General features: G+C 70.6%; 21 protein-coding genes. 11 read left to right on the forward strand and 10 right to left on the reverse strand.

The annotated features are described in order from the left end of the window. Position 1: 1 nt before the first annotated feature. The 4 genes from ACZ3I3_RS25115 to mce all read right to left on the reverse strand — a co-directional run bounded on the left by ACZ3I3_RS25115 (position 2) and on the right by mce (position 6,787). Positions 2-961 (reverse strand): ABC transporter ATP-binding protein, encoded by a 960-nt coding sequence (locus ACZ3I3_RS25115; RefSeq protein WP_467368566.1) that lies wholly within the window; start codon positions 959-961, stop codon positions 2-4. An 86-nt stretch (positions 962-1,047) separates the two neighbouring features. Continuing rightward, on the reverse strand, positions 1,048-1,983 hold the full coding sequence (locus tag ACZ3I3_RS25120) for a coiled-coil domain-containing protein (protein WP_059417189.1): 936 nt from the start codon (positions 1,981-1,983) through the stop codon (positions 1,048-1,050). A gap of 183 nt (positions 1,984-2,166) precedes the next feature. Beyond that, a complete protein-coding gene (scy, locus tag ACZ3I3_RS25125) occupies positions 2,167-6,114 on the reverse strand; it encodes a polarized growth protein Scy (protein ID WP_467368567.1) in 3,948 nt (1,315 codons plus the stop codon). Positions 6,115-6,346: 232 nt separating this feature from the next. After that, entirely contained in the window at positions 6,347-6,787 is a 441-nt protein-coding gene (gene mce / locus ACZ3I3_RS25130; protein ID WP_059417187.1) for a methylmalonyl-CoA epimerase, read from the reverse strand. Positions 6,788-6,935: 148 nt separating this feature from the next. Between mce and ACZ3I3_RS25135 the strand changes: the two genes are divergently transcribed. Next, on the forward strand, positions 6,936-8,135 hold the full coding sequence (locus ACZ3I3_RS25135; RefSeq protein WP_467368569.1) for an acetyl-CoA C-acetyltransferase: 1,200 nt from the start codon (positions 6,936-6,938) through the stop codon (positions 8,133-8,135). 34 nt (positions 8,136-8,169) lie between these two features. Continuing rightward, positions 8,170-9,126 carry a methylmalonyl Co-A mutase-associated GTPase MeaB gene (meaB, locus tag ACZ3I3_RS25140; protein ID WP_467368571.1) on the forward strand — a complete coding sequence of 319 codons (957 nt, stop codon included), beginning with the start codon at positions 8,170-8,172 and terminating at the stop codon, positions 9,124-9,126. Between the two features lie 348 nt (positions 9,127-9,474). On the opposite strand, the gene ACZ3I3_RS25145 is transcribed toward meaB, so the two are convergent. After that, entirely contained in the window at positions 9,475-10,122 is a 648-nt protein-coding gene (locus ACZ3I3_RS25145; RefSeq protein WP_467368573.1) for a PepSY domain-containing protein, read from the reverse strand. Positions 10,123-10,238: 116 nt separating this feature from the next. On the opposite strand from ACZ3I3_RS25145, the gene ACZ3I3_RS25150 reads away from it, so the two are divergent. Then, positions 10,239-10,907 (forward strand): response regulator transcription factor, encoded by a 669-nt coding sequence (locus ACZ3I3_RS25150; protein ID WP_356924531.1) that lies wholly within the window; start codon positions 10,239-10,241, stop codon positions 10,905-10,907. Beyond that, positions 10,904-12,313 carry a sensor histidine kinase gene (locus tag ACZ3I3_RS25155; RefSeq protein WP_467368575.1) on the forward strand — a complete coding sequence of 470 codons (1,410 nt, stop codon included), beginning with the start codon at positions 10,904-10,906 and terminating at the stop codon, positions 12,311-12,313. The genes ACZ3I3_RS25150 and ACZ3I3_RS25155 overlap by 4 nt, the downstream gene beginning before the upstream one ends. Before the next feature lie 22 nt (positions 12,314-12,335). Here the strand turns inward: ACZ3I3_RS25155 and ACZ3I3_RS25160 are convergent, their stop codons facing one another. From ACZ3I3_RS25160 to ACZ3I3_RS25175, 4 genes are all read right to left on the reverse strand, one after another. Next, complete coding sequence (locus ACZ3I3_RS25160; RefSeq protein WP_086564495.1) at positions 12,336-12,812, reverse strand: MarR family winged helix-turn-helix transcriptional regulator; 477 nt, start codon at positions 12,810-12,812, stop codon at positions 12,336-12,338. 116 nt (positions 12,813-12,928) lie between these two features. After that, positions 12,929-13,729 (reverse strand): AIM24 family protein, encoded by an 801-nt coding sequence (locus ACZ3I3_RS25165; protein WP_467368578.1) that lies wholly within the window; start codon positions 13,727-13,729, stop codon positions 12,929-12,931. Continuing rightward, positions 13,726-14,376 (reverse strand): AIM24 family protein, encoded by a 651-nt coding sequence (locus ACZ3I3_RS25170; protein ID WP_467368580.1) that lies wholly within the window; start codon positions 14,374-14,376, stop codon positions 13,726-13,728. The genes ACZ3I3_RS25165 and ACZ3I3_RS25170 overlap by 4 nt, the downstream gene beginning before the upstream one ends. A gap of 1 nt (position 14,377) precedes the next feature. Beyond that, on the reverse strand, positions 14,378-15,010 hold the full coding sequence (locus ACZ3I3_RS25175) for an AIM24 family protein (protein ID WP_010048561.1): 633 nt from the start codon (positions 15,008-15,010) through the stop codon (positions 14,378-14,380). A gap of 198 nt (positions 15,011-15,208) precedes the next feature. Between ACZ3I3_RS25175 and ACZ3I3_RS25180 the strand changes: the two genes are divergently transcribed. The 4 genes from ACZ3I3_RS25180 to glxA all read left to right on the forward strand — a co-directional run bounded on the left by ACZ3I3_RS25180 (position 15,209) and on the right by glxA (position 19,861). Next, positions 15,209-15,553, forward strand: a complete 345-nt coding sequence (locus tag ACZ3I3_RS25180; RefSeq protein ID WP_086601882.1) for a DUF3817 domain-containing protein — start codon at positions 15,209-15,211, stop codon at positions 15,551-15,553. Further along, on the forward strand, positions 15,550-15,843 hold the full coding sequence (locus ACZ3I3_RS25185; RefSeq protein ID WP_467368582.1) for an MTH1187 family thiamine-binding protein: 294 nt from the start codon (positions 15,550-15,552) through the stop codon (positions 15,841-15,843). The genes ACZ3I3_RS25180 and ACZ3I3_RS25185 overlap by 4 nt, the downstream gene beginning before the upstream one ends. 178 nt (positions 15,844-16,021) lie before the next feature. Then, a complete protein-coding gene (locus tag ACZ3I3_RS25190) occupies positions 16,022-17,902 on the forward strand; it encodes a glycosyltransferase family 2 protein (protein WP_467368584.1) in 1,881 nt (626 codons plus the stop codon). 3 nt (positions 17,903-17,905) lie between these two features. After that, positions 17,906-19,861 carry a radical copper oxidase GlxA gene (gene glxA, locus ACZ3I3_RS25195; RefSeq protein ID WP_467368586.1) on the forward strand — a complete coding sequence of 652 codons (1,956 nt, stop codon included), beginning with the start codon at positions 17,906-17,908 and terminating at the stop codon, positions 19,859-19,861. Positions 19,862-19,874: 13 nt separating this feature from the next. Here the strand turns inward: glxA and ACZ3I3_RS25200 are convergent, their stop codons facing one another. Then, positions 19,875-20,876 carry a glycoside hydrolase family 6 protein gene (locus tag ACZ3I3_RS25200; RefSeq protein WP_467368588.1) on the reverse strand — a complete coding sequence of 334 codons (1,002 nt, stop codon included), beginning with the start codon at positions 20,874-20,876 and terminating at the stop codon, positions 19,875-19,877. 175 nt (positions 20,877-21,051) lie between these two features. Between ACZ3I3_RS25200 and ACZ3I3_RS25205 the strand changes: the two genes are divergently transcribed. From ACZ3I3_RS25205 to ACZ3I3_RS25215, 3 genes are all read left to right on the forward strand, one after another. Further along, complete coding sequence (locus ACZ3I3_RS25205) at positions 21,052-21,561, forward strand: MarR family winged helix-turn-helix transcriptional regulator (RefSeq protein WP_397695744.1); 510 nt, start codon at positions 21,052-21,054, stop codon at positions 21,559-21,561. 43 nt (positions 21,562-21,604) lie between these two features. Continuing rightward, the gene (locus ACZ3I3_RS25210; protein WP_467368590.1) at positions 21,605-21,943 is read left to right on the forward strand and encodes a DUF3817 domain-containing protein; all 339 of its coding nucleotides are present in this window, start codon (positions 21,605-21,607) and stop codon (positions 21,941-21,943) included. 75 nt (positions 21,944-22,018) lie between these two features. Next, a complete protein-coding gene (locus tag ACZ3I3_RS25215) occupies positions 22,019-23,719 on the forward strand; it encodes an acyl-CoA mutase large subunit family protein (protein WP_467368592.1) in 1,701 nt (566 codons plus the stop codon). Positions 23,720-23,738: the final 19 nt, after the last annotated feature.

A 23,738-nucleotide genomic window follows, 5' to 3' on the forward strand; every position in this document is an offset into this window, starting at 1 on the left:
CTCAGCCCCTCTTCCAGCCGTCGCCCCACTGCTGCCCTGGGGGCCGGGGGCTCGTCTCGCTGTGTGCGTGATACTCCACCGACTCCGCGGTCAGCTGCATGAAGGCCTCCTCCAGCGACGCCTGTTGCGGGCTCAGCTCGTGCAGCGTGATCCCGTGCTGCGCCGCCAGCTCGCCGACGTGCTCGGCCTTGCCGCCGTCCACCTCCAGCACCCCGTCACCGCTCTCGACGGCCACGACCCCGGCCTGGTGCAGCACGTCGAGCAGCCGTTCCCGCTGCGGGCTGCGGACCCGGACGTACGACCGTGAGTTGCGCGCGATGAAGTCGGCCATGGAGGTGTCCGCGAGCAGCCGCCCCTGCCCGATGACGACGAGGTGGTCGGCGGTCAGCGCCATCTCGCTCATCAGATGGGAGGAGACGAACACCGTCCGGCCCTGCGCCGCCAGGGACTTCATCAGCGTGCGGATCCAGTGGATGCCCTCGGGGTCGAGGCCGTTGACCGGTTCGTCGAACATCAGGATCCGCGGATCGCCGAGCAGCGCGGCCGCGATGCCGAGCCGCTGCCCCATGCCCATCGAGAAGCCCTTGGTCTTCTTCTTCGCGACCGCCGTCAGCCCGACCGTCTCCAGCACCTCATGGACCCGGCCGCGCGGAATGCCGTTGCTCTGCGCGAGGCACAGCAGGTGGTTGTAGGCGCTGCGCCCGCCGTGCCAGGCCTTGGCCTCCAGCAGGGCGCCGATGTACGTCAGCGGGTCCTTCAGCTGCTGGTAGTGCTTGCCGTCGATCCGGACGTCGCCGGCGGTCGGGTGGTCGAGACCCAGGATCATCCGCATGGTCGTGGACTTGCCGGCGCCGTTCGGCCCGAGGAAGCCGGTGACGATGCCTGGTCTGACCGTGAAGGACAGGTTGTTGACCGCCACCTTCTCGCCGTACCGCTTGGTCAGCCCCTCGAGCTCAATCATGCCCGCCACGCTAGAACGGGACAAAGCCCTCTGCCACCCGAGCGGCAGAGGGCTTTGCGGAGATTCAGACTCCGTATGCCGGGTCGTTACCGGGACTGCTGGGCCGGAACCCCGCGGGAGATCGGCTCGTCCTCGGCCGGGGTACCGGCGGCGGCCACCGCGGCGCCCGTGAGCGTGGCGAGCATCTCGCGGACGTTCGTCAGCTGGGCGTTGATGCTGTCGCGGCGGTTGGTGAGGGCCGCGAGCTCGCGCTCGGATTCCGAACGGATGCGGTCGGCCTTGGCGTTGGCGTCGGCCACGATGTCCTCGGCCTGGCGCTGGGCCGTCTCCACCGTCTGGCGGGCGCGGCGCTCGGCGTCCGTGCGCAGCTTCTCCGCCTCCAGGCGGAGCTGCTCGGCGCGGTGCTCGATCTCGGCCAGGCGCTTCTCGGCCTTCGCCTGACGGGACGCCAGGTCGCGCTCGGACTGCTCGCGGCGCTTGGCGAGGTTCGTCTCGAAGTCGGCGGCGGCCTGCGCGGCCTTGGCGCGGGTCTCCTCGAAGAGGGCGTCCGCCTCCTCACGCTTGGACTGCGCGTCCTTCTGCGCCTCGCTGCGCAGCTGGGCGGCGTCACTCTTGGCCTTCTCGACGATCCGCAGGCCCTCGTCCTCGGCCTTCGCCTTGCGCTCCGCCGAGTAGGACTCGGCGTCGTTGCGCACCTGCTGGGCCGCCGACTCGGCGAGTTCGCGGTGCTGCTCGGCCGCGCGGCGGGCCTCCTCGCGCAGGTCCTTCGCCTCTTCCTCGGCGAGGCGGAGGATCTTCTCGACACGCGCGCCGAGACCCGCGTACGACGGCTCGGCGTCGCTGATCTGGGCCTGGGCGTTCTGCGTCTCGAGGTGGAGCTCCTCGATGCGCTTTTCCAGAGCGGTGATGCGGGCGAGAGCGCTGTCACGGTCGGAGACGAGCTTGGAGATACGTTCGTCCACCTGAGCGCGGTCGTATCCACGCCGCACAAGCTCGAAGCCGTAGGGGGAAGTGTCGCTCATGGGGTTCCTGTCGAATGAGACCGGTGAGGTGATAGGTGGAATCCTAGGGGCCGAAACGGTGTGTCATCGAGCGGATGCGCGTTTGATCTGCAAAATGAGACCCCTTTTGAGTGGCTGACCCCGGGACCGCTTGCCAAAGACGTGGCCAAAGGCTCCAGCACACACCGGTTTCGCCCCGGTTCGCTAGCTTTCCGAGGACTTGCCACCCGAACGGGGTGCGCCGACTGTTGCGCCTGCCTTGACTCCGTTGTCCTTGGCCGGGGACGGGGCCTCGAAGGATTCCAACGCCTCCAGGACGTCCTGGACACGGGAGATCTCGGCGTTGATGTCCTCGCGGCGGCGGACCAGGACCTCCAGCTCGCGCTTGCCCTCCTCGACCGTGCGCTTGGCCTCGCGGATCGCCTCGGCCTTGAGCTCCTCGGCCTCCCGGACCAGCGTGGACTTCTTCTGCTCGGCCTCCTTGAGCAGCCCCTCCGCCTTCTTCACCGCGGCGATACGGACCTTGCCCGCCTCGGAGTTGGCCTCCGACACGATCTCCTTGGCCTGCGCCTGAGCCTTCGCGAGCTGCTCCTCCGCGGCCTTGACGAGCGCGTCGCAGCGGTCGCCCGCCGACTTCATCGCCTCCGCCGACTCCCGGCGGGCCCGCTCGTGCAGCTCCTCGATCTCCGCCGTGATGCGGTCGCGCAGCTCCTCGGCGCGCTCCCGGATCTGCGTGGCGTCCCGGCGGGCGCCGACCAGCAGCTCGTCCGCGTCCGTACGGGCCTTCTCCACCAGCGAGTTGCCCTCGACCGTCGCCTCGGAAACGAGCCGGTCGGCCTCCTTTCGGGCCGCGCCCACCATCGTGTCGGCCTGCGACTCGGCCTCCGCGGTGGTCTTGTGCGCCTGCTGCTGCGCCTCGGTGAGCAGCTTGTCGGCCTCCGCCGTGGTCTCCGAGATGAGCTTGTCGACCTGCTCGGCCGCCTCGGAACGCCGCTTGTTGGCGTCCTTGCGGGCTTCGTCCAGCGTCCGGTCGGCCTCCTCGCGCGCGGAGTTGACGAGCCGCTCCGCCTCCGCCTCGGCGTCCGCCTTGACGCGCTCGGCCTCGCCGCGGACCCGCTCGGCGTGCTGCTGCGCCGAGCCGACCGTCTCCGCGGCCTCCGCCCGCAGCCGCTCCGCCTCGTCCGTGGCCTCCCCGACCAGCTGGTCGGCCTTGGCGACCGACTCGGCCCGCACCCGCTCGGCCTCCGCGACCGCCTCGGAACGCAGGCGCTCCGCCTCGGAGACGGCCTCCGTACGGACGCGCTCGGCCTCCGTGACCGTCTCCATCCGCAGCCGGTCGGTCTCCTGGACCGTCTCGGTCGTGAGCCGCTCCGCCTCGTTGCGCGCCTCGGTGATGAGGGTGTCCGCCTGCGTCGCCGCGTCCGAGCGGATGCGGTTGGCGTCCTCGCGGGCGTCCGCCCGGGTGCGCGAGGCGCTCTGCTCGGCCTCCGCGATGGCGTCCGACGCCTCCGTACGCACCCGCTGGGCGTGCTCGGCGACGTCCGCGCGGATCCGCTCCGCCTCCGCGATCGCCTCGGACATCGTCCGCTCGGCGAGCGCCTTGGCGGCCTCGGATTCCTCGTGCGCCTCGCGCCGCAGCCGGCCGGCGTCCTCGCTCGCGCGCTCCCGCTCGGCGTAGGCGTCGGAGCGGACCCGGTCCGCCTCCTCCTGCGCCTCCCGCCGCGTACGGTCCGCCGCGTGCTCGGCGGCGCTGCGCAGCCCGGTGATCTCCTCCTGCGCCTGCTCGTGCAGCCCCACGACGGAGTCCCGGACCTGCTGCGCGTGCTGCTCGGCCGCCGACACCATCTCCGTGGCACGCCGGTCGGCCTCCTCGACCAGCCGGACGGCCTCGGTCTGCGCCTCCTCCACGCGCCTGCGCGCGGAAGCCAGCAGCTCCTCGCTCTGCTCGCGGGCCCGCTCGCGCTCCTGGTCGGCCTCCTGCCGGGCGCTGCCGAGGAGCTCCTCGGCCTCCCGGCGCCGCCGGTTGGCCTCGTCCTGGGCGGCGGCCAGCGTCTCGGACGCCTCCGTGGCCAGCCGCTCGGCGGCGGCCTGCGCCTCCGCGCGGACCCGGTCGGCGCTCTCCTGCGCCTCCGACTTCAGCCGCTCGGCCTCGCTCGCGGCCTCCGACCGCAGGCGGACGGCGACGGCCTCGCCCTCGGCACGCGCGGCCGACGCGTCGGACGCGGCCTCGTCGCGCAGCCGCTCGGCCTCCGCCTCGGCCTGCTGCTGGAGCGTACGGATCCGCTCGGCTGCCTCGGCACGCAGCCGCTCGTTCTCCTCGGCGGCCTCGCGGCGGATCCGCGCGGCCTCCTCACGGGCGTCGGACAGCGCCTGCTCGGCCGCCGCCAGCCGCTCCTCCGCCTCCGTCTGGAGCCGCGTCAGCTCCTGGGCGGCCTCCGCGCGACGGTCCTCTATGGCCCGCTCGGTCTCCTCGTGCAGCTCCCGCACCGCACGCTCGGCCTCCGCCTTGAGGGCCTCGGCCTGCTCGACGACCTCCTCGCGGTGCCGCTCGGCCTCCTGCCGGGTGCGCTGAAGGGTCTCCTCGGCCTGCCGGCGCAGCGTCGTCGCCCGCTCGATGGCCTCGGTGCGGACCCTCTCGCTGTCCGTCTGGGCCGTCGTCCGCAGCTCGTCCGCGTCCGCCTTCGCCTTGGCGAGCAGCTCCTCGGCGGACCGCGCCGCCTCCTCGATCTGCGCCACGGCCTCCTTGCGGGCCTCGGCGCGGATCTTCTCGCCCTCTTCGACCGCGTCCGAGCGCAGCTGCTCGGCCTCGCCGCGCAGCCGGCGGGCCTCCTCCTGGAGCTCGACCGTCTTGGCGCGGTACTCCTTGGTGTCGTCCTTCGCCGCGCCCTTGAGCTCCTCGGCGATGTCATGCGCCTCGGCGCGCAGCCGGTCCGCCTCGGCCTCGGCCTCGCTGCGGATCCGCTCGGCCTCCTCGGCCGCGGCCTTGGTGGTCTTCTTGGCGTCCTCCGACGCCTTGTTGAGGACCTCCTCGGCGGTCTTGGCCGCCTTGGACAGCTGGGTCGCCGTCTCCTCGGCCGTGAGCGTGCGGGCCTTCTCGGAGGCCTCCGCGACGATCTTCTCCGCCTCGGCGCGGGCGTCAGCGACGAGCTGCTCGGCCTCGGACTTGGTGTTCTCGGCCTCCTTCGTGGCCTCCTCGACCAGCCGGGCGACCTGCTCCTTGGCGGTGCGCGTACGCGTCTCGTTCGCGGACTCCGCGCTCGCCAGGGCCTTGGCGGCGGCCTCCTTGGCCTCCGCGACCAGCTTCTCCGACTCGGTCTGCGCCTTGCGCAGCGCCTCCTCGGCCTCCGTCATCCGCTGCTCGGCGGCCTTGCTCAGCTCCTGGGCCTGGCGGCGCGCGGACTCCGACTCCGAGGCCGTGGACGTCCGCAGCTGCTCGGCGTGGTCGGTGGCCTCCTGGGCCTGGGTGGAGGCGGCGTTGAGCAGCCGCTCGGCGTCCGTGCGGGCACGCCGCAGGATCTGCTCGGCCTCCGCGCGGGCCTCCTCGGCCGCGCCCGTCAGCCGCTGCCGGGCCTCGGTCGTCAGCCGCTCGGCCTCCGCGCGGGCGGTCGCCAGGGCCTGCTCGGCCTCGGCGCGGGACTCCTCCAGCAGCCGGCGGGCCTGCTGCTCGGTGCGGGCCCGCAGCTGCTCGGCCCACGCCACGTTCTCGTTGACGTGCGACTCGACCGTCTGGCGGCGCTCGGCCAGCTCCTGGTCGAGCTGCTGGCGCCGGGTCACGGCCTCCTGGTGCAGCTCCGCCTGGAGCCGGGCCGCCTGCTCGGCGTGCTCCTGGAGGATCCGCTGGGTCTGGGCCCGGGCCTCGCTCAGCTCACGGTCGGCGTCCGCCCGGATCTGGTCGGCCTGCATCTGCGCGTTGCGCAGCAACTGCTCGGCCTGCCAGCCGATGTCGCCGCCGTCGAAGGAGGGCCGGGACATGATGGTGCGCCGCGCCTCGTGCAGCTTGGCGCGCAGCACCTCGACCTGGTAGCCGAGGTCCTCGGCGTGCTGGATCGCCTTTTCCCGCTCGGTCTTCAGCCGCTTCATCTCGGCTTCGAACCGAGAGAGGTGGTCGACGTCAGCCGCCGGCTCTCGCTCCTGGCTCTCGTAGCCCCGCACTGCGCGGTCCCATCCGTCCCCTGGTCGCAACTCTCTCCAAACGAGCTCCGTCCATCCGCCGGACGGGGCCCCCGGGGAATGGTGTCAGATCATCGGCGGAGCAGAGGCTGCTGCCCCGACGCTCGTCCCCCGAAACCCGGACCCCGGTGGTCCTGCCGTCGCACGGCGGGACCGCGGTCACCCTGGCTGAGCGGCGACCGCCCCCAACCCTACCGGCCCCTATGTACGAGGGTCAGTGCTCAGGTGACTCAACGGCCGCCGAAGTGACCAGTTCTGTCAGTACGCCATGACAGTCCTTCGGGTGCAGGAAGGTGATCCGTGACCCCATGGAACCGCGTCGCGGCTCTTCGTACAGCACGCGTACGCCCTTGTCCTTGATGTCCGCGGCCTCGGCGTCCACGTCCGCCGTACCGAAAGCGATGTGGTGGACGCCCTCCCCGTTCTTCGCCAGCCACTTCGCGACGGTGGAGTCCTCGCGGGTCGGCTCCAGGAGCTGCAGGTACGAGGCGCCGCCGTCGGACGTATCGTTGATCTTGAGCATGGCCTCGCGCACGCCCTGCTCCTCGTTGACCTCGGAGTGGAACACCTCGAAGCCGTAGGTGGCACGGTAGAACTCGACGGTCTTGTCGAGGTCGAAACAGGCGATCCCGATGTGGTCGATTCGCGTCAGCATGGATTCAGTGCAGCGCTCCGGAGGTGGTTACGCAACGTGCGCGCGATCACACCGACAGCCCGATGACGCGGTGGAGTACTGGTCAGTACATTCGAAGTAAACCCTCGTTCACTCCTCGGCTGTGCAGCCGGTAAGGGGATCGCAGCTCATGTCTTCTGCTACGACCAGCTCGGTGATCGTCTCGGGGGCGCGTACGCCCATGGGGCGGTTGCTCGGTTCACTGAAGTCCTTCTCCGGAGCCGACCTCGGCGGCTTCGCGATCAAGGCCGCCCTCGACCGTGCGGGGATCGGTGGCGACCAGGTGCAGTACGTGATCATGGGTCAGGTGCTCCAGGCCGGGGCGGGGCAGATCCCGGCGCGCCAGGCCGCGGTCAAGGCCGGCATCCCGATGAACGTGCCGGCGCTGACCATCAACAAGGTGTGTCTGTCGGGCCTCGACGCCATCGCTCTCGCCGACCAGCTGATCCGTGCGGGTGAGTTCGACGTGATCGTCGCGGGCGGCCAGGAGTCCATGACCAACGCCCCGCATCTGCTGCCCAAGTCCCGTGAGGGCTTCAAGTACGGCGCGATCGAGATGCTCGACGCCATGGCGTACGACGGTCTGACCGACGCCTTCGAGAACATCGCCATGGGCGAGTCGACGGAGAAGCACAACACGCGTCTCGGCATCGCGCGACCCGAGCAGGACGAGTTCGCGGCGCTGAGCCATCAGCGTGCCGCCGCCGCGCAGAAGAACGGCCTCTTCGAGGCCGAGATCACCCCGGTCGAGATCCCGCAGCGCAAGGGTGACCCGGTGCTGTGCAGCAAGGACGAGGGCATTCGCGGGGACACCACCGCCGAGTCCCTCGGCAAGCTCCGTCCCGCCTTCGCCAAGGACGGCACGATCACGGCCGGTTCCGCCTCGCAGATCTCCGACGGTGCCGCCGCCGTCGTGGTGATGAGCAAGGCCAAGGCGCAGGAGCTCGGCCTGGAGTGGATCGCGGAGATCGGCGCGCACGGGAACGTGGCCGGGCCGGACAACTCGCTCCAGTCCCAGCCGTCCAACGCGATCCAGCACGCGCTGAAGAAGGAGGGGCTGGGCGTCGAGGACCTCGATCTCATCGAGATCAACGAGGCGTTCGCGGCGGTGGCCGTGCAGTCGATGAAGGACCTCGGGGTGTCCACCGAAAAGGTGAATGTCAACGGTGGTGCCATTGCCCTGGGTCACCCGATCGGGATGTCCGGTGCGAGGCTCGTGCTGCACCTCGCGCTGGAGCTGAAGCGGCGTGGTGGCGGCGTGGGCGCGGCCGCGCTGTGCGGTGGCGGTGGTCAGGGTGACGCGCTGATCGTGCGCGTGCCCAAGGCCTGAGTACCGGTACGCCCCTTATCCGAACGGAGCTGTGATGCAGGACGTCTCCACCCTGGTGGCCCAGGCGAGGGAGGGCCGGCCGCGGGCCGTGGCCCGGCTGATCTCCCTCGTGGAGGGGGCGTCCCCGCAGCTGCGGGAGGTCATGGCGGCGCTGGCGCCGTTGGCCGGCAAGGCGTACGTGGTCGGGCTGACCGGGTCGCCGGGGGTCGGCAAGTCCACGTCGACCTCGGCGCTGGTGACCGCGTACCGCAAGCAGGGCAAGCGGGTCGGCGTGCTCGCCGTCGACCCGTCGTCCCCGTTCTCCGGGGGTGCGCTGCTCGGGGACCGGGTGCGGATGTCGGAGCACGCATCGGACCCGGGCGTGTACATCCGCTCGATGGCCACGCGCGGGCATCTGGGCGGGCTCGCGTGGGCCGCGCCCCAGGCGATCCGGGTGCTGGACGCGGCGGGCTGTGACGTCATCCTCGTCGAGACGGTGGGGGTCGGGCAGTCGGAGGTGGAGATCGCCTCGCAGGCGGACACGTCCGTGGTGCTGCTGGCCCCGGGGATGGGGGACGGCATCCAGGCGGCCAAGGCCGGGATCCTGGAGATCGGTGACGTGTACGTCGTGAACAAGGCCGACCGGGACGGGGCGGACGCGACGGCTCGCGAGCTGAACCACATGCTGGGGCTGGGAGAGGCCCGGCGTCCCGGGGACTGGCGCCCGCCCATCGTGAAGACGGTGGCCGCGCGCGGGGAGGGCATGGACGAGGTCGTCGAGGCCCTGGAGAAGCATCGCGCCTGGATGGAGGAGCGGGACGTCCTCGCGGAGCGGCGCATGGCCCGTGCGGCGCGGGAGGTCGAGACGATCGCGGTGACGGCGCTGCGGGAGCGGATCGGGGATCTGCACGGGGACCGGCGCCTGGGCGCGCTCGCGGAGCGGATCGTGTCCGGGGAGCTGGATCCGTACCGGGCGGCTGATGAGCTGGTCGCCGGGTTGACGGAGGGCTGAATCGCCGGTGGGCGGGGTGCCTGCGGCGGCCTGTGGCTGGTTCGGTGGGGGTGCGCGTAGCGCCTGACGCCGGGTGGTGGGTCGGGGCCGCGCCGGGGGGTGTCCGTCCTCGGAACGGCGCGATGGGGTCGGACACCGACTAACTCGCGTTGACGCGCCAACCGCTGCGGGCGGACACCCCCCGACACGTCCCCTTCTCGCCGTAGGCGGGTGCGGGTCCGCCTAGCTGCGGGCAGTCGTGCCGCTGGGGCGGCACGGGTGGGCGCAGCGGCACCTCGTCGCGCCGAGCTGCGCGACGCCCCGGCGTCAGCAGCGACGCCGGGGCGGTGGGAAGGGGGCAGTAGCGGGTCAGTCCTGGTCGTCGTCCTGGTCCTGGTCCTGGTCCGCCGTGATCTTGCCCGTGGTGAGGTCGATCCTCCAGTCCTGCTCGGCGCCGCCGGACTTGTGCGTCTCGGCCTCCCAGGACTTGTTCTTGCCGTCCTCGTCCAGGTCCACGGACGTCACCGTGCCCTTGCCGCCGGCGGCCTTCGCGGCCTCCTCGGCGGTCACGGACGCACCCTTCAGCGCCGCCCGCACCTGCGCCGTGTCGTCCTCGTCGTCGGTGTGCGAGCCGAGCACCTTGCCGTTCGACGGGTCGACGCTCACGCTGTGCCAGCTGTTGTCGCCGGACAGGACGTCGACCTTCCAGATCACCTTGCCGCTGTCGTCCTCGTCGTCCAGCTCGGCGGACACGGCCGTGCCGGACGTGTGCTTCAGCGCGGACGCGATGGCGTCGGGCGCCGACACATCGGCGGAAGCGGCGCGCGCGTCGTCGTCGCGGTCGTCCTGCGCGTCCGCGCCGTCCTGGTCGTCGCGGCCGTCGTCGTCCGACAGCCGGGTGTTCGCCGCCTGCCGCGCCGAGCCCTGGTCGTCTCCCGTGGTCGCGAGTGCCGTGGCCGTACCGCCTCCGATCAGAGCGGCGGCGGTCACAGCGGCGATCACGATGTTGCGCTTCATGCGGATTCCTCCCGAGTCGTTTCGTTTTCGACGTGTTCCAATCTGGCTGACCGACGCTGAGAGGAACCTGAAGACCCCTGAAGGGATCTTCAGCTTGGCTTTGCCACTCTTTACCCATGCGCCTGTTGATCGTGGAGGACGAGAAGCGGCTGGCCCTGTCGCTCGCCAGGGGCCTGACGGCCGAGGGGTACGCCGTGGACGTCGTCCACGACGGACGGGAGGGGCTGCACCAGGCCTCGGAGGGCACGTACGACCTGGTGATCCTCGACATCATGCTGCCGGGCCTCAACGGCTACCGGGTCTGCGCCGCCCTGCGCGCCGCCGGGCACGAGGTGCCGATCCTGATGCTCACCGCCAAGGACGGCGAGTACGACGAGGCGGAGGGGCTCGACACCGGCGCGGACGACTACCTGACCAAGCCCTTCTCGTACGTCGTGCTCGTCGCCCGGATCAAGGCGCTGCTGCGGCGGCGCGGCGTGGGTGCCGGGGCCTCGCCCGTGCATGTGCACGGGGACCTGAAGGTGGACACCGCGGCCCGGCGGGTGTTCCTGGGGGAGGACGAGGTCGCCCTGACCGCCAAGGAGTTCTCCGTGCTGGAGCACCTCGTGCTGCGGGCCGGGGAGGTCGTGTCCAAGTCCGACATCCTCGAACACGTGTGGGACTTCGCGTACGACGGCGATCCCAACATCGTCGAGGTGTACGTCAGCACCCTGCGGCGGAAGCTGCGGGCGGGGCTGATCCGGACCGTGCGCGGCGCCGGGTACCGGCTGGAGACGTCGCCATGAGGCGGCTGTTCGGGTCCGTCCGGGCGCGGGCCACGCTGGGAGCCACGCTCGTGGTCGCGGTGGCGCTCGTCGCGGCCGGGGCCGCCGTCCTGCTGTCCCTGAAGTCCAACCTGATGGGTGAGGCAGGTACCCGGGCGGAGCGCTCCGCCCGGGCGGTCGCCGCCGAGCTCGCCGCCGGGACGCCGTACGACAAGCTGTCCGGGCTGGACGGCGACGACGGGCCGGTCCAGGTGCTCGCCGAGAAGAAGCGGGTGGTCGCGGTCAGCGAGGATCTGCAGAAGATCAGCGGCACCGAGTCCGACCGGGTGAAGCCGCTGCCGTCGGCGGCGGCCAAGGGGGACGATGACGACGACTCCGACGACCACGAGGAGTCCCTCGAACCGGGGGAGATCGCCGGGGAGAGCACCTTCCGGAACGGGTCCGCGACGATCGACGGTGAGACGGAGGACTACCGGTTCGCCGCCGTCGAGGTCGAGACGCATGACCGGGGGCGGCTGAAGGTCTACGCCGGTGCCGCGCTGGCCGCAGAGCACGGGGCCGTGCGGAGCGCGACGACGGTGATGCTGATCGGGTTCCCGCTGCTGCTCGGCGTCGTCGCGGGGGTGACCTGGCTGGTCACGCGGCGGGCGCTGCGGCCGGTGGAGGGCATCCGCAGCGAGATGGCCGCGATCACTGCCTCCCAGGACCTCGCGCGGCGTGTTCCGGAGCCGCAGACGCACGACGAGGTCGCCCGGCTCGCCCTGACGACGAACGAGACGCTCGCGGCCCTGGAGACCTCCGTCGAGCGCCAGCGGCGCTTCGTCGCCGACGCCTCCCACGAACTGCGCAGCCCGATCGCCTCGCTGCGCACCCAGTTGGAGGTGGCCGCCGCGCATCCCGAACTGCTGGACCTCGACGGGGCCGTGGAGGACACCGTGCGGCTCCAGCGGCTCGCCGCCGACCTGCTGCTCCTCGCCCGGCTCGACGCGGGGGAGCGGCCGGGTGGCGCGAAGGTCGACCTCGCCGGGCTGGCCCGGGAGGCGGCCGAGGGGCGGACGGGTGTGACGGTGGACGCGGAGCCGGTGAACGTGGCCGGATCACGCGGGCAGTTGGGGCGGGTGCTGGCCAATCTGCTCGACAACGCCCAGCGGCATGCCCGGTCGGCCGTCACCGTGACGGTGCGGCGGGAGGGTGACCTGGCCGTGGTCGGGGTGGCGGACGACGGGGACGGCGTGCCCGAGGCCGACCGGGAGCGGATCTTCGAGCGGTTCGTACGGCTGGACGCCGCCCGCAGCCGTGACGACGGCGGCGCCGGGCTGGGACTCGCCATCGCCCGCGACGTCGCCGTCCGGCACGGCGGCACGCTCACGGCCGGCCGGGGGCCCGAAGGCGGAGCCCTGTTCGAACTCCGCCTGCCGCTCGCCTAGCCGGGGATGTGCCGTCCCGCGGTCACGGGCGTCCGCGCTGGGTGCGCAGGTGCTCCGCGATGGGCTTGAGGGCCTTGTCGAGTTCCGTCAGGGCCTCGGGGGACAGCAGGTCGATGAAGTGCCTGCGCACGGACGCCACATGGTGGGGCGCGACCTTCTGCATCGTCGCCATGCCGTGGTCGGTGAGGACCGCGTAGAGCCCCCGGCGGTCGGACTCGCAGTTCTCCCGCCGGACCAGGTTCGCGTTCTCCATGCGCGTGATCTGGTGGGAGAGGCGGCTCTTGGACTGCAGGGTCGCGGAGGCGAGGTCGCTCATCCGCATCCGCTGGTCCTCCGACTCGGAGAGATTCACCAGGATCTCGTAGTCGTTCATTGTCAGGCCGAACGGCTGCAGGTCCTTTTCGAGCTGGTACGTCAACAGCCTGTTGACCTCCAGGTGGGTGCGCCAGGCGCACTGCTCCGCATCGGTCAGCCAGCGGGTGGCCGTCTCGGTCTCCATGAATGAAGTCTACCTAAAAGGTTGAAAGGCGAACTAGTGAGGGTTTTCATGTGACGGAGCGCACCCGCCGAACATCGGTGCGCAGACGTTCGATGTCACACTCCGCAGACTACCGCTCACAGCCCGAAGCGACGCTGGAGGTCCCCCAGCTGTCCGGGAAGACGCGGTACTCCGGACTGGCCTGCCTGGGGGCTGTGCGCCCCGCCGCCGGGCACGCCGGCCTGGTGTGGAACGGCCCCCGTGGCGTGCTCCGCCATGAGGGTCTCGGACGACTGGAGCAGGACCGTGCCGGCGCCGACGAACTCGAACTGGTGCTCCTCCCCGGAGGCCCCGCCGAGGCCCGTCAGTGCACGTAGACCGCCCATTACGCCGGTCATGTACCCGTGGTCGTAGTGGTGGCACGGGGAGGGGCAGTCGGCCCATCCGACCAGGGCCTGGGGGTCGACCCGGATGGGGGGTTCCATGAACACCACGGGGCCGTTCGACGCGGCCACGAACTTTCCGGTTCCGATGAGGGTGAGGAAACCCGGCACGATTGATTGCTTCAGTGACAGAGTTGGCTGAAAAGCGAGGAGATTGCCCGAGCGAATGGTCAGGTTGCCGTCCTCGAGGTCGTACGGGTTCACGTCGAAGGCCCGGTCGGCGAGGAGCATCTTGCCCGAGCCCTCCGCCACGACCCAGTCGCTCGCGTGCAGTGGCGAATGGAAGGACGTGCGGACGAGACGGTCCAGCCGGCCGTGTCCGACGCCGTTGAAGTCGATCGAGCCGTAGTAGGCGATCATCTTCCCCTTCTGGAGGAACCACTGGCTCCCCTTGAGCTCCACGCAGAAGGTGTAGGCGTTGACGTTGTCGTCGGGCGGCAGTGTCGCCGGGTCGAAGACCGCGGGGCCGGCGCCCGGGGTTCCGTACGTGCTCACAGCTTCTCCTCCGACGCCTGGACGTACACCGCACCGCTGCCGCTGAGCTCCAGCTGGAACGCCTCGCCCGAGCCGCGGCCCACCATGTCCCGCCAGCCCAGGGCCGTGGACAGCTTGTTGCGGACGTCGCCGTGGTGGGCGACGTAGGCCTGCGGGTCCACGTGCACCGGCCGCTGGGGTGTGACCGGGATCTCGATCACTCCGCCGTGGGCCATGACCGCGACGGCCCCGTGCCCCTTGAGTGTGGTCGTGAACAGTCCCTGGCCACTGACCTGCCCGCGCACCATGCCCATGACGCCGCCCTGCGAACCCAGGAACATCGTGCCCTGCTGGAGCGTGCCCTCGAAGGCCAGGAGGCGGTCCGCCTCGACGTACAGCGTGTCGCCGGCGAGCTGGATCACCTGGACGTGATGCCCGCCGTGCCCGAAGAGGACGGTGCCGCTGCCCTCGACCGTCATCAGGGGTGTGTCCTCGTCGGCGACCCGGCGGCCGATCATCGACATGAGTCCGCCCTGCCCGCCGGCCGTGTTGGGCGTGAAGGACACCTCGCCCTTGTAGGCGAGCATCGCGCCGCGCTGGCTGAACAGCCGCTGGCCCGGCGCGATCGTCGCCTCGACCATCTTCGCGTTGATCTCCCGGAAGGCCATGTCACACGTCTCCCGCGATCGTGTTCCGCTCGCTCGGCTGCACGTACACCAGCCCGTCCCCCTCGAACCGCATCTGGAAGGCCTCGCCGCCGCCCTCCCCGAGCAGCGTGCGGAACGTCACACCCGACTGGAAGGACTGCCGCAGATTCCCCTGGTGCGCCACATACGCCCCCGGGTCGACGGTCAGCGGATACTGCGGACTCACCCGCAGCACCACCGCCGGGCCGTCCGACATGATCGCCGCCTGGCCGTGGCCCTCGACGGTCGTCGTGAACAGCCCGTTGCCCTGTGAGGCGCCGCGCAGGCCGGTGAACTCCGTCCCCGTGCGCAGCCCGCCGTCGGTCGCGAGCAGGTTGCTGGACTCCACGTAGAGCTTGTCGCCCTGGAGGCCCACCAGGTTGATCTCGGAGGCGCGGTCGGCGAACCAGCAGGTCCCCCGCCCCTTCACCTCCATCAAGGTCATCTGCTCGCCGGTCAGCCGCCGGGTCACCATGCCCCGGATGCCCTCGCCGCCGCCGCTGAGCTTCTTGAAGGCCATCTCGCCGTCGTACGCGACCATCGAGCCGTTCTTCGCCTTCACGGCGTCTCCGGTCATGTCGACGGCGAGCACCTTGCTGCTCTGAAGTCGGAACATCGCCACGTACGTGAAGGTAGCCGCAGGTCGGGCGCTTACGACAGGGCCCGTGGGTGGAGAACGACCCTGACCGCACCCCTAGGGGCCGGGGCTCGCGGCGGTTTGCCACAATGGGCCGGACGCTTGTGCGTGCGTTCACAAACCGTCAGACCGTACAGACCGTTCAGACCGCCGCGTCTCTCCCACCGAAGGTGACCCGTGGACCTCAAGACCGCCACCGCCATCCGCCGCCTCCGCCTGGTCTCGGCCCCCGAGGCGATCTCCTTCCTCCTCCTGCTGGTCTGCTCGGTGCTGAAGCGGACCACGGACTTCAATGCCGTGCCGGTGATGGGCATGGTGCACGGCGTCCTGTTCATCCTGTACGTGATCTTCTGGGCCGACGCGTGGAACCGGACGAAGTGGCCGGTGAAGACCGCCGCGCTGTACTTCGTGCTGTCGGTCCTGCCGGCCGGCGGGTTCTTCGCCGAGCGCAAGCTGCGGCGTGAGGCCGAGGACGCGGTCATCGCGTCCCGGGCGCGCCAGGAAGGGGCGGTGAAGGCGTGATCGTCGCCTTTTCCGTGACGCCCCTGGGGGTCGGCGAGGACGTGGGGGAGTACGTCGCCGACGCGGTGCGTGTCGTGCGCGAGTCGGGGCTGCCCCATCGGACGGACGCGATGTTCACCTCCGTGGAAGGAGAGTGGGACGAGGTCATGGACGTCGTCCGGCGAGCGGTCGCCGCGGTGGAGCGACGGGCGCCCCGGGTGTCTCTCGTCCTCAAGGCGGACATCCGTCCCGGCGTGACGGACGGACTGACCTCCAAGGTGGAGACGGTGGAGCGGCATCTCGCGCAGTAGCCGCGAGCGTGAGTGCCGCGGGAAACCCTGGTCCGGTGTGCGGGCCAGGGTTCTTTCGTGCCGCGGCTCAGGCCCCACCCGCCTGGACGCCCCCAGATCGACAGTGTCCTGAAGGTCCACTTGTGTAGGGGTATCGGGGTATTGCGCTTCGATAGGCCTCAAGTCACTGGAGGGCGCTGTGCGGCCGGAGGGCTATGACTACGACTCCCACAGCCGACTCGCCGGACCGCTCACGGAGCCGTCCGGTGAGGCGTACCGCGTGCAGTACGCCTCGCTCCTCTCCCGCGAGCCCCGCCGAATACGAGCCGTCCTGCTGATGAGCCTGGCACCGCTGCTCACCGGTGCCCTGCTGGTCTACCTCGTCTGGCCCACCCACTGGGTCGAACGCGAGGGCGCCGACCGCTGGCTCATCGGCCTCGACGTCACCATGCTGACGGCGATCGGCCTCATCGAACTCTTCATGCTGGTCAACGTCGCCTCCATCGCCCACGCCACGATGGTCGCCCGCGACCCCGTCCCCGTCGTCCCCGAACCCGGCACCCGCGTCGCCTTCCTCACCACGTACGTCCCCGGCAAGGAACCCCTCTCCATGGTCCGCGCGACCCTGGAGGGCGCCACCCGCGTCCACCACACCGGCCCCCTCGACGTCTGGCTCCTCGACGAAGGCGACGACGCCGAGGCCAAGGCCCTGTGCGCGGAACTCGGCGTACGGCACTTCACCCGGCACGGCGTCCCCGAGTGGAACCGTTCCAAGGGCGTCCACAAGGCCCGCACCAAGCACGGGAACTACAACGCCTGGATCGCGATGCACGGCGACGCGTACGACTTCTTCGCGTCCGTCGACACCGACCACGTCCCGCTGCCCGACTTCCTGGAACGGATGATGGGCTACTTCAGGGACCCGGACGTGGCCTTCGTCGTCGGCCCGCAGGTGTACGGCAACTACCACAACGCCGTTACCAAGGCCGCCGAGTCCCAGCAGTTCCTCTTCCACGCCCTGATCCAGCGCGCCGGCAACCGCTACCGCGCCCCCATGTTCGTCGGCACGAACAACGTCGTACGGATCTCCGTCGTCAAGCAGATCGGCGGGCTCTACGACTCCATCACCGAGGACATGGCGACCGGCTTCGAGATCCACCGGCACCGCAACCCCGCCACCAACCGCCACTGGCGGTCCGTCTACACCCCGGACGTGCTCGCCGTCGGCGAGGGCCCGGCCTCCTGGACCGACTTCTTCACCCAGCAGATGCGCTGGTCGCGCGGCACCTACGAGACGCTGCTCAAGCAGTACTGGAAGGCACCCTTCAGCATGCCGCCGGGCCGCCTGCTGTCGTACACGCTGATGCTCGTCTACTACCCGATGACGGCCGTCAACTGGCTGCTCGGCATCCTCAGCTGCGTCCTCTTCCTCTGGTTCGGCGCCTCCGGCACCCAGGTCTCCGCCTCGGTGTGGCTGATGCTCTACAGCGACGCCGCCGCCCTCCAGATCGGGCTGTACCTGTGGAACCGCCGCCACAACGTCTCCCCGCACGAACCGGAGGGCTCGGGCGGCCTGGCCGGCATGGCGATGTCGGCCCTCTCCGCGCCGATCTACCTCAAGTCCCTCGGCGAGGCCCTGCTGCGCCGCCCCAGCCGTTTCGTCGTCACGCCCAAGGGCGGCGACGCCAGCCCCGACCAACTGGCCACCTTCCGCATCCACCTGTTCTGGGCGGCCCTGCTGGCTACCTCCTTGGCCGCCTCCGTCGCCCTCGGCCACACGCACGCCGCGATGCGCACCTGGGCCGTCCTCGCCATGGCGATCTCCCTGGCCCCGGCAGCCGTCTGGGCCGCCACGCGCGGGAAGGACGCCCGGGAGCGCCAGGCGCAGCCCTCGCCTGCCGAAGCCGAAGCGCACGCGCAAGCGGACACACCAGCGGACACCCAAGCGCAGGCACCGGCGAGGACGCACCCGCACACGCGCGTACCCGGCAGCAAGGAGCCCGCCGTCGCCGCGGAGCCCGCCCTGGCCACCGCGTTCCCGGCGGCCCCCGTCTCCGGCACCACGACAGGAGGCAACTAGGCCATGGCCTACCAGCCCTCGCAGAAGACCAAGAAGACCGTCCTGGGCATCGGCGGCATCGCGGTCCTGGCGGGCCTCAACGCCCCGGCCGCGCTCGACTTCGCCTCCGCGCAGTACCACGAGTACAAGATCGCCCAGCCCGAGTACAAGGCGAAGTACGGCTCCTGGAGCCAGATCGGCATCCCCGAGGAGTACCGCACCAACGCCATCCACGCGGCCCTGCTGCACACCGGCAAGGTGCTGATCGTCGCCGGGTCGGGCAACGAGCAGCGCAGGTTCGACAAGGGTCAGTTCGACACCGTCCTGTGGGACCCGGAGAAGAACACCTTCAAGAAGGTCCCCACCCCGGAGGACTTCTTCTGCGCCGGGCACGCCCAACTCCCCGACGGGCGCCTGCTCGTGGCCGGCGGCACCGCCCGTTACGAACTCCTCGACGGTGAGGTGACCCGGGCCGGCGGCGGCATGCGCGTGAAGAACGAGAGCCCCGACAAGGCGGTGTTCCTGAAGAAGGGCACCCGCTTCCGCTCCCCGGCCGGCGTCGACTACGTCACCAAGTTCGACGTGACGATCCCGAAGGCCAAGCGCAGCTTCAAGGTCTCGTACAACAGCCGCGGGGTGATGCAGCCCTGGCGGACCAAGGTCACCGCCAGCGAGGCCCGCGTCTTCGTGGAGGCCCTGGAGAAGGGACCGCTGTCGGTCACCCAGAAGCAGGCGCAGTACGAGATCGTCGGGCTGAAGGGCGAGGACGCCGACAACGTGTACGGCCTGTCGGAGAAGATCACCCTCGACAAGCAGGACTTCCAGGGCATCCGTGCCGCCTACGAGTTCGACCCGAAGGCCGAGAAGTACGTCCCCGTCGAGCCGATGGACAAGGCCCGCTGGTACCCGACGCTCGTCGGCCTCGACGACGGCCGGATCCTCGCGGTGTCCGGGCTGGACGACGTCGGCATGATCGACCCGGGCGACAACGAAGTCTACGACCCGCGGGCCAAGAAGTGGTCACCGGGGCCCAAGCGGTACTTCCCGACGTACCCCGCCCTGTTCCTCACCAAGGGCGGCAAGCTGTTCTACTCGGCCTCCAACGCCGGATACGGACCGGCCGACCAGGGGCGCGAGCCGGGCCTGTGGGACGTGGAGACGAACACCTTCGAGAAGGTGCCGGGCCTGAAGGACCTCGACCAGACCGAGACCTCGGCGTCCGTGCTGCTGCCCCCGGCGCAGGACCAGAAGGTGATGATCCTGGGCGGAGGCGGCGTCGGCGAGTCGAAGAAGTCCACCCCGCGCACGGCCGTGGTGGACCTGAAGAAGGACAACCCCGCCTTCGAGGACGGCCCCGACCTGCCGCAGGGCACGCGCTACCTGAACAGCGTGATCATGCCGGACGACACGGTGTTCACGTCCAACGGCTCGAAGGACTACCGCGGCCGCAGCGCCAGCAACATCCTCAAGGCGCAGTTCTACGACCCGAAGACCAATGCCTTCCGGGAGGCCGCCGCGCCCAGGGTGGGCCGCAACTACCACTCCGAGGCGCTGCTGCTGCCCGACGGCCGGATCGCCACCTTCGGCTCGGACCCGCTCTACGACGACCAGCAGAACACCAAACTGGGCCACTTCGAGCAGCGCATGGAGGTCTTCACCCCGCCCGCGCTGCACAGGAACGCCCAGAACCGCCCCGCACTGAAGGACGGGCCGCAGACGCTGGACGAGGACCACCGCATCACGTTCCGTACCGAGCATCCGGAGCGGGTTGCCAAGGCGCGGCTGATGCGGCCCAGCGCGGTCACGCACACGACGGACGTCGAACAGCGCTCCATCGAGCTGGACATCAGCAAGAAGGGCGACGCGGTGACGTTCGACGTGCCGCGCGACCCGGCTCTCGTCCCGCCCGGCTGGTACATGCTGTTCGTGGCGGACGCCGAGGGCACGCCCTCGAAGGCGAAGTGGATCCACGTGAAGTGAGCCGGGGGGCTGGTCAGCCCTTGGCGTTGCGGGCCAGACCCAGGGCGTACTCCGGCCACCAGCGCCCGGCCGCCGGGCCGCCCTCACAGGTCCCGTCCGACTCGCCGGGCCGCTTGATCCACAGGTAGGCGTCCACGACGGGTTCGCCGGTCTCGGTCGTGGGCGGGGTGCCGAGCGCCCGGCCGGGCGGGTTGCACCAGACGCCGGGCAGGGGGCCGTTGCCGTTGCGGCTGGTGTCGACGACGAAGTGCTTGCCGCCGAGGGCCTCGGAGAGCCGCCGGCCGTACTCCGTGCTCACCTCGTTCGTCTGGAAGTTGGAGACGTTGAGCGCGAAGCCGTCGGCCTGCTCTACCCCGGCCCGCTTCAGCGGTTCCACCAGCTTCGCCGAGTCCCGGATCCAGTCCGCGTTGCCGGCGTCCAGATACACCTTGGTGTGCGGCTGCTGCTTCAGCCGGGTGATCGCCTCGCCGAGCAGCTGCTCGCGCTCGGCGTGGTACTCGCCGGGCGTGCAGCCGTCCACGACGTGCGCGACCGCGTCGGGTTCCAGGACGACCAGGGCCTCGGCCTCGCCGAGGGCGCCGGCGAACTTCCCGATCCAGTCCCGGTAGGCGTCCGCGTCCGCGGCCCCGCCCGCCGAGTGCTGGCCGCAGTCCCGGTGCGGGATGTTGTAGGCGACGAAGACCGCCGTCCTGCCCTCCCGGCTCGCGGCCGAGGCCGCCGCCCGCACCATCGGGGCCGGGTCGATCTCGCCCGCCGGCCAGAGCGCGACCGGCCGGTCGGCGATCCGCCGGATCAGCTCGGCGTCCTGCTCCCGGCCCTGCCGCTGCCAGAGCTCGGCCTGCCGGGCCGCGGGGCTCTCGGGGTCCACCCAGAAGGGGGAGCCCGCCGAGTAGGCGGCCTTCGTGGTGTCGTCGCGGGTGCCGGACGCCGTGCCGGCGCCGCCGTGGGCGGACGAGCAGCCCGCGGCGAGACCGAGCACCGCGAGTGCCGCGAGGGCGTGGATCAGCCGGGTCATGCCGCTCCTTGGTGACGTTCGGTGACGCGTCCGGAGCCAATGGTTACATAAGGCCATGAATCGCCGCGGAAAGGACATGACTCGGCCAGACCACCGATATCGGTGACCGGCCCTGGCCGGACCGAAGGGCGAGACAGGGCTGACCACCATGTGACCGGCCGGTAAGGTCTGGTTCGTGCCGAAGCCGCTCAGTCTCTCCTTCGATCCGATCGCGCGCGCCGACGAACGCTGGAAGCAGCGCTGGGGAAACGTGCCGTCCATGGCCGCGATCACCTCGATCATGCGCGCCCAGCAGATCCTCCTCGCCGAGGTCGACGCCGTGGTCAAGCCGTACGGGCTGACGTTCGCGCGCTACGAGGCGCTGGTGCTGCTCACCTTCTCCAAGTCCGGCGAGCTGCCGATGTCCAAGATCGGCGAGCGGCTCATGGTGCACCCCACGTCCGTGACGAACACCGTCGACCGGCTCGTGAAGTCGGGCCTCGTCGACAAGCGGCCCAATCCCAACGATGGACGCGGCACCCTCGCCAGCATCACCGACAAGGGCCGCGAGGTGGTCGAGGCGGCCACCCGGGACCTGATGGCGATGGACTTCGGGCTCGGGGCCTACGACGCGGAGGAGTGCGCCGAGATCTTCGCGATGCTGCGGCCGCTGCGGATCGCCGCGGGGGACTTCGAGGAAGGGTGACCCGGGCCAAGATCTCCCGGAACGGGTCGTTACGCTCGACGGCATGAAAAAGAGCGTGCTGACCCGCTATCGCGTGATGGCCTACGTCACCGGCGTACTGCTGGTTCTGCTGACCTTCGGCATGATCGGCAAGTACGTGCTCGACCTGAACGGCGCGGCCGACTTCACGCGCGTCGTCAGCATCGCGCACGGCTGGCTCTACGTCGTGTACCTGGTCTTCGCCTTCGACCTGGGTTCCAAGGCGAAGTGGCCGGTCGCCAAGCAGATCTGGGTGCTGCTCGCCGGGACCATCCCGACGGCCGCGTTCTTCGTGGAGCGCAAGATCAGCCACGAGCTCGAGGCCAGGGTCGCGGAGGAGTCGCCCGCGACCGCCAAGGCGTAAGCGCACCGCCGTACGGACGAACGTACGGCGGTCTGCCATCGACATTTACTTGGACGTCCTAGTAAATTCGATGGTATGGACGCTGACGCCATAGAGGAAGGCCGCCGCCGCTGGCAGGCCCGGTACGACGCGGCGCGCAAGCGCGACGCCGACTTCACCACGCTCTCCGGCGATCCCGTGGAACCGGTGTACGGACCCCGGCCCGGCGACAGGTACGAGGGGTTCGAGCGGATCGGCTGGCCCGGGGAGTACCCCTTCACCCGCGGCCTGTACGCCACCGGCTACCGGGGGCGTTCGTGGACCATCCGGCAGTTCGCCGGGTTCGGCAACGCCGAGCAGACCAACGAGCGCTACAAGATGATCCTCCGCAACGGCGGAGGCGGGCTCTCGGTCGCCTTCGACATGCCGACCCTCATGGGCCGCGACTCCGACGACCCGCGCTCGCTGGGCGAGGTCGGGCACTGCGGGGTCGCGATCGACTCGGCGGCCGACATGGAGGTCCTGTTCCGGGACATCCCGCTCGGTGACGTGACGACGTCCATGACCATCAGCGGACCGGCCGTGCCCGTCTTCTGCATGTACCTGGTCGCCGCCGAGCGGCAGGGCGTCGACCCGTCCGTCCTGAACGGCACGCTCCAGACGGACATCTTCAAGGAGTACATCGCCCAGAAGGAGTGGCTCTTCCAGCCGGAACCGCATCTGCGGCTCATCGGCGACCTGATGGAGCACTGCGCGGCAGGCATCCCCGCGTACAAGCCGCTGTCCGTCTCCGGCTACCACATCCGCGAGGCCGGTTCGACGGCCGCGCAGGAGCTGGCGTACACGCTGGCGGACGGCTTCGGGTACGTGGAGCTGGGGCTGTCGCGCGGGCTGGACGTCGATGTCTTCGCCCCCGGCCTGTCCTTCTTCTTCGACGCGCACGTCGACTTCTTCGAGGAGATCGCGAAGTTCCGGGCGGCCCGGCGGATCTGGGCCCGCTGGATGCGGGACGTGTACGGCGCGAAGTCGGAGAAGGCCCAGTGGCTGCGCTTCCACACGCAGACGGCGGGCGTCTCCCTCACCGCGCAGCAGCCGTACAACAACGTCGTACGGACGGCCGTGGAGGCGCTGGCGGCCGTGCTCGGCGGGACGAACTCGCTGCACACCAACGCCCTCGACGAGACCCTCGCACTGCCCAGCGAGCAGGCGGCCGAGATCGCGCTGCGGACGCAGCAGGTGCTGATGGAGGAGACCGGCGTCGCCAACGTGGCCGACCCGCTGGGCGGCTCCTGGTACGTCGAGCAGCTCACGGACCGGATCGAGGCCGACGCCGAGAAGATCTTCGAGCGGATAAGGGAGCGGGGGCTGCGGGCGCACCCCGACGGGCAGCACCCGATCGGGCCGATCACCTCCGGGATCCTGCGGGGCATCGAGGACGGCTGGTTCACCGGGGAGATCGCGGAGTCGGCGTTCCGGTACCAGCAGGCGCTGGAGAAGGGCGACAAGAAGGTCGTCGGGGTGAACGTCCACACCGGGTCGGTGACCGGGGACCTGGAGATCCTGCGGGTCAGCCACGAGGTGGAGCGGGAGCAGGTCCGGGTGCTCGCGGAGCGGAAGGCCGGGCGGGACGACGCGCGGGTCCGTGCGGCGCTCGACGGCATGGTCGCCGCGGCGCGGTCGGACGCGAACATGATCGAGCCGATGCTGGAGGCGGTACGCGCCGAGGCGACGCTCGGCGAGATCTGCGGGGTGCTGCGGGACGAGTGGGGGGTGTACACCGAGCCGGCCGGGTTCTGAGGTCCGCGTCCGCGTGGTT

It is taken from the genome of Streptomyces sp. NPDC016851, from assembly GCF_055562795.1.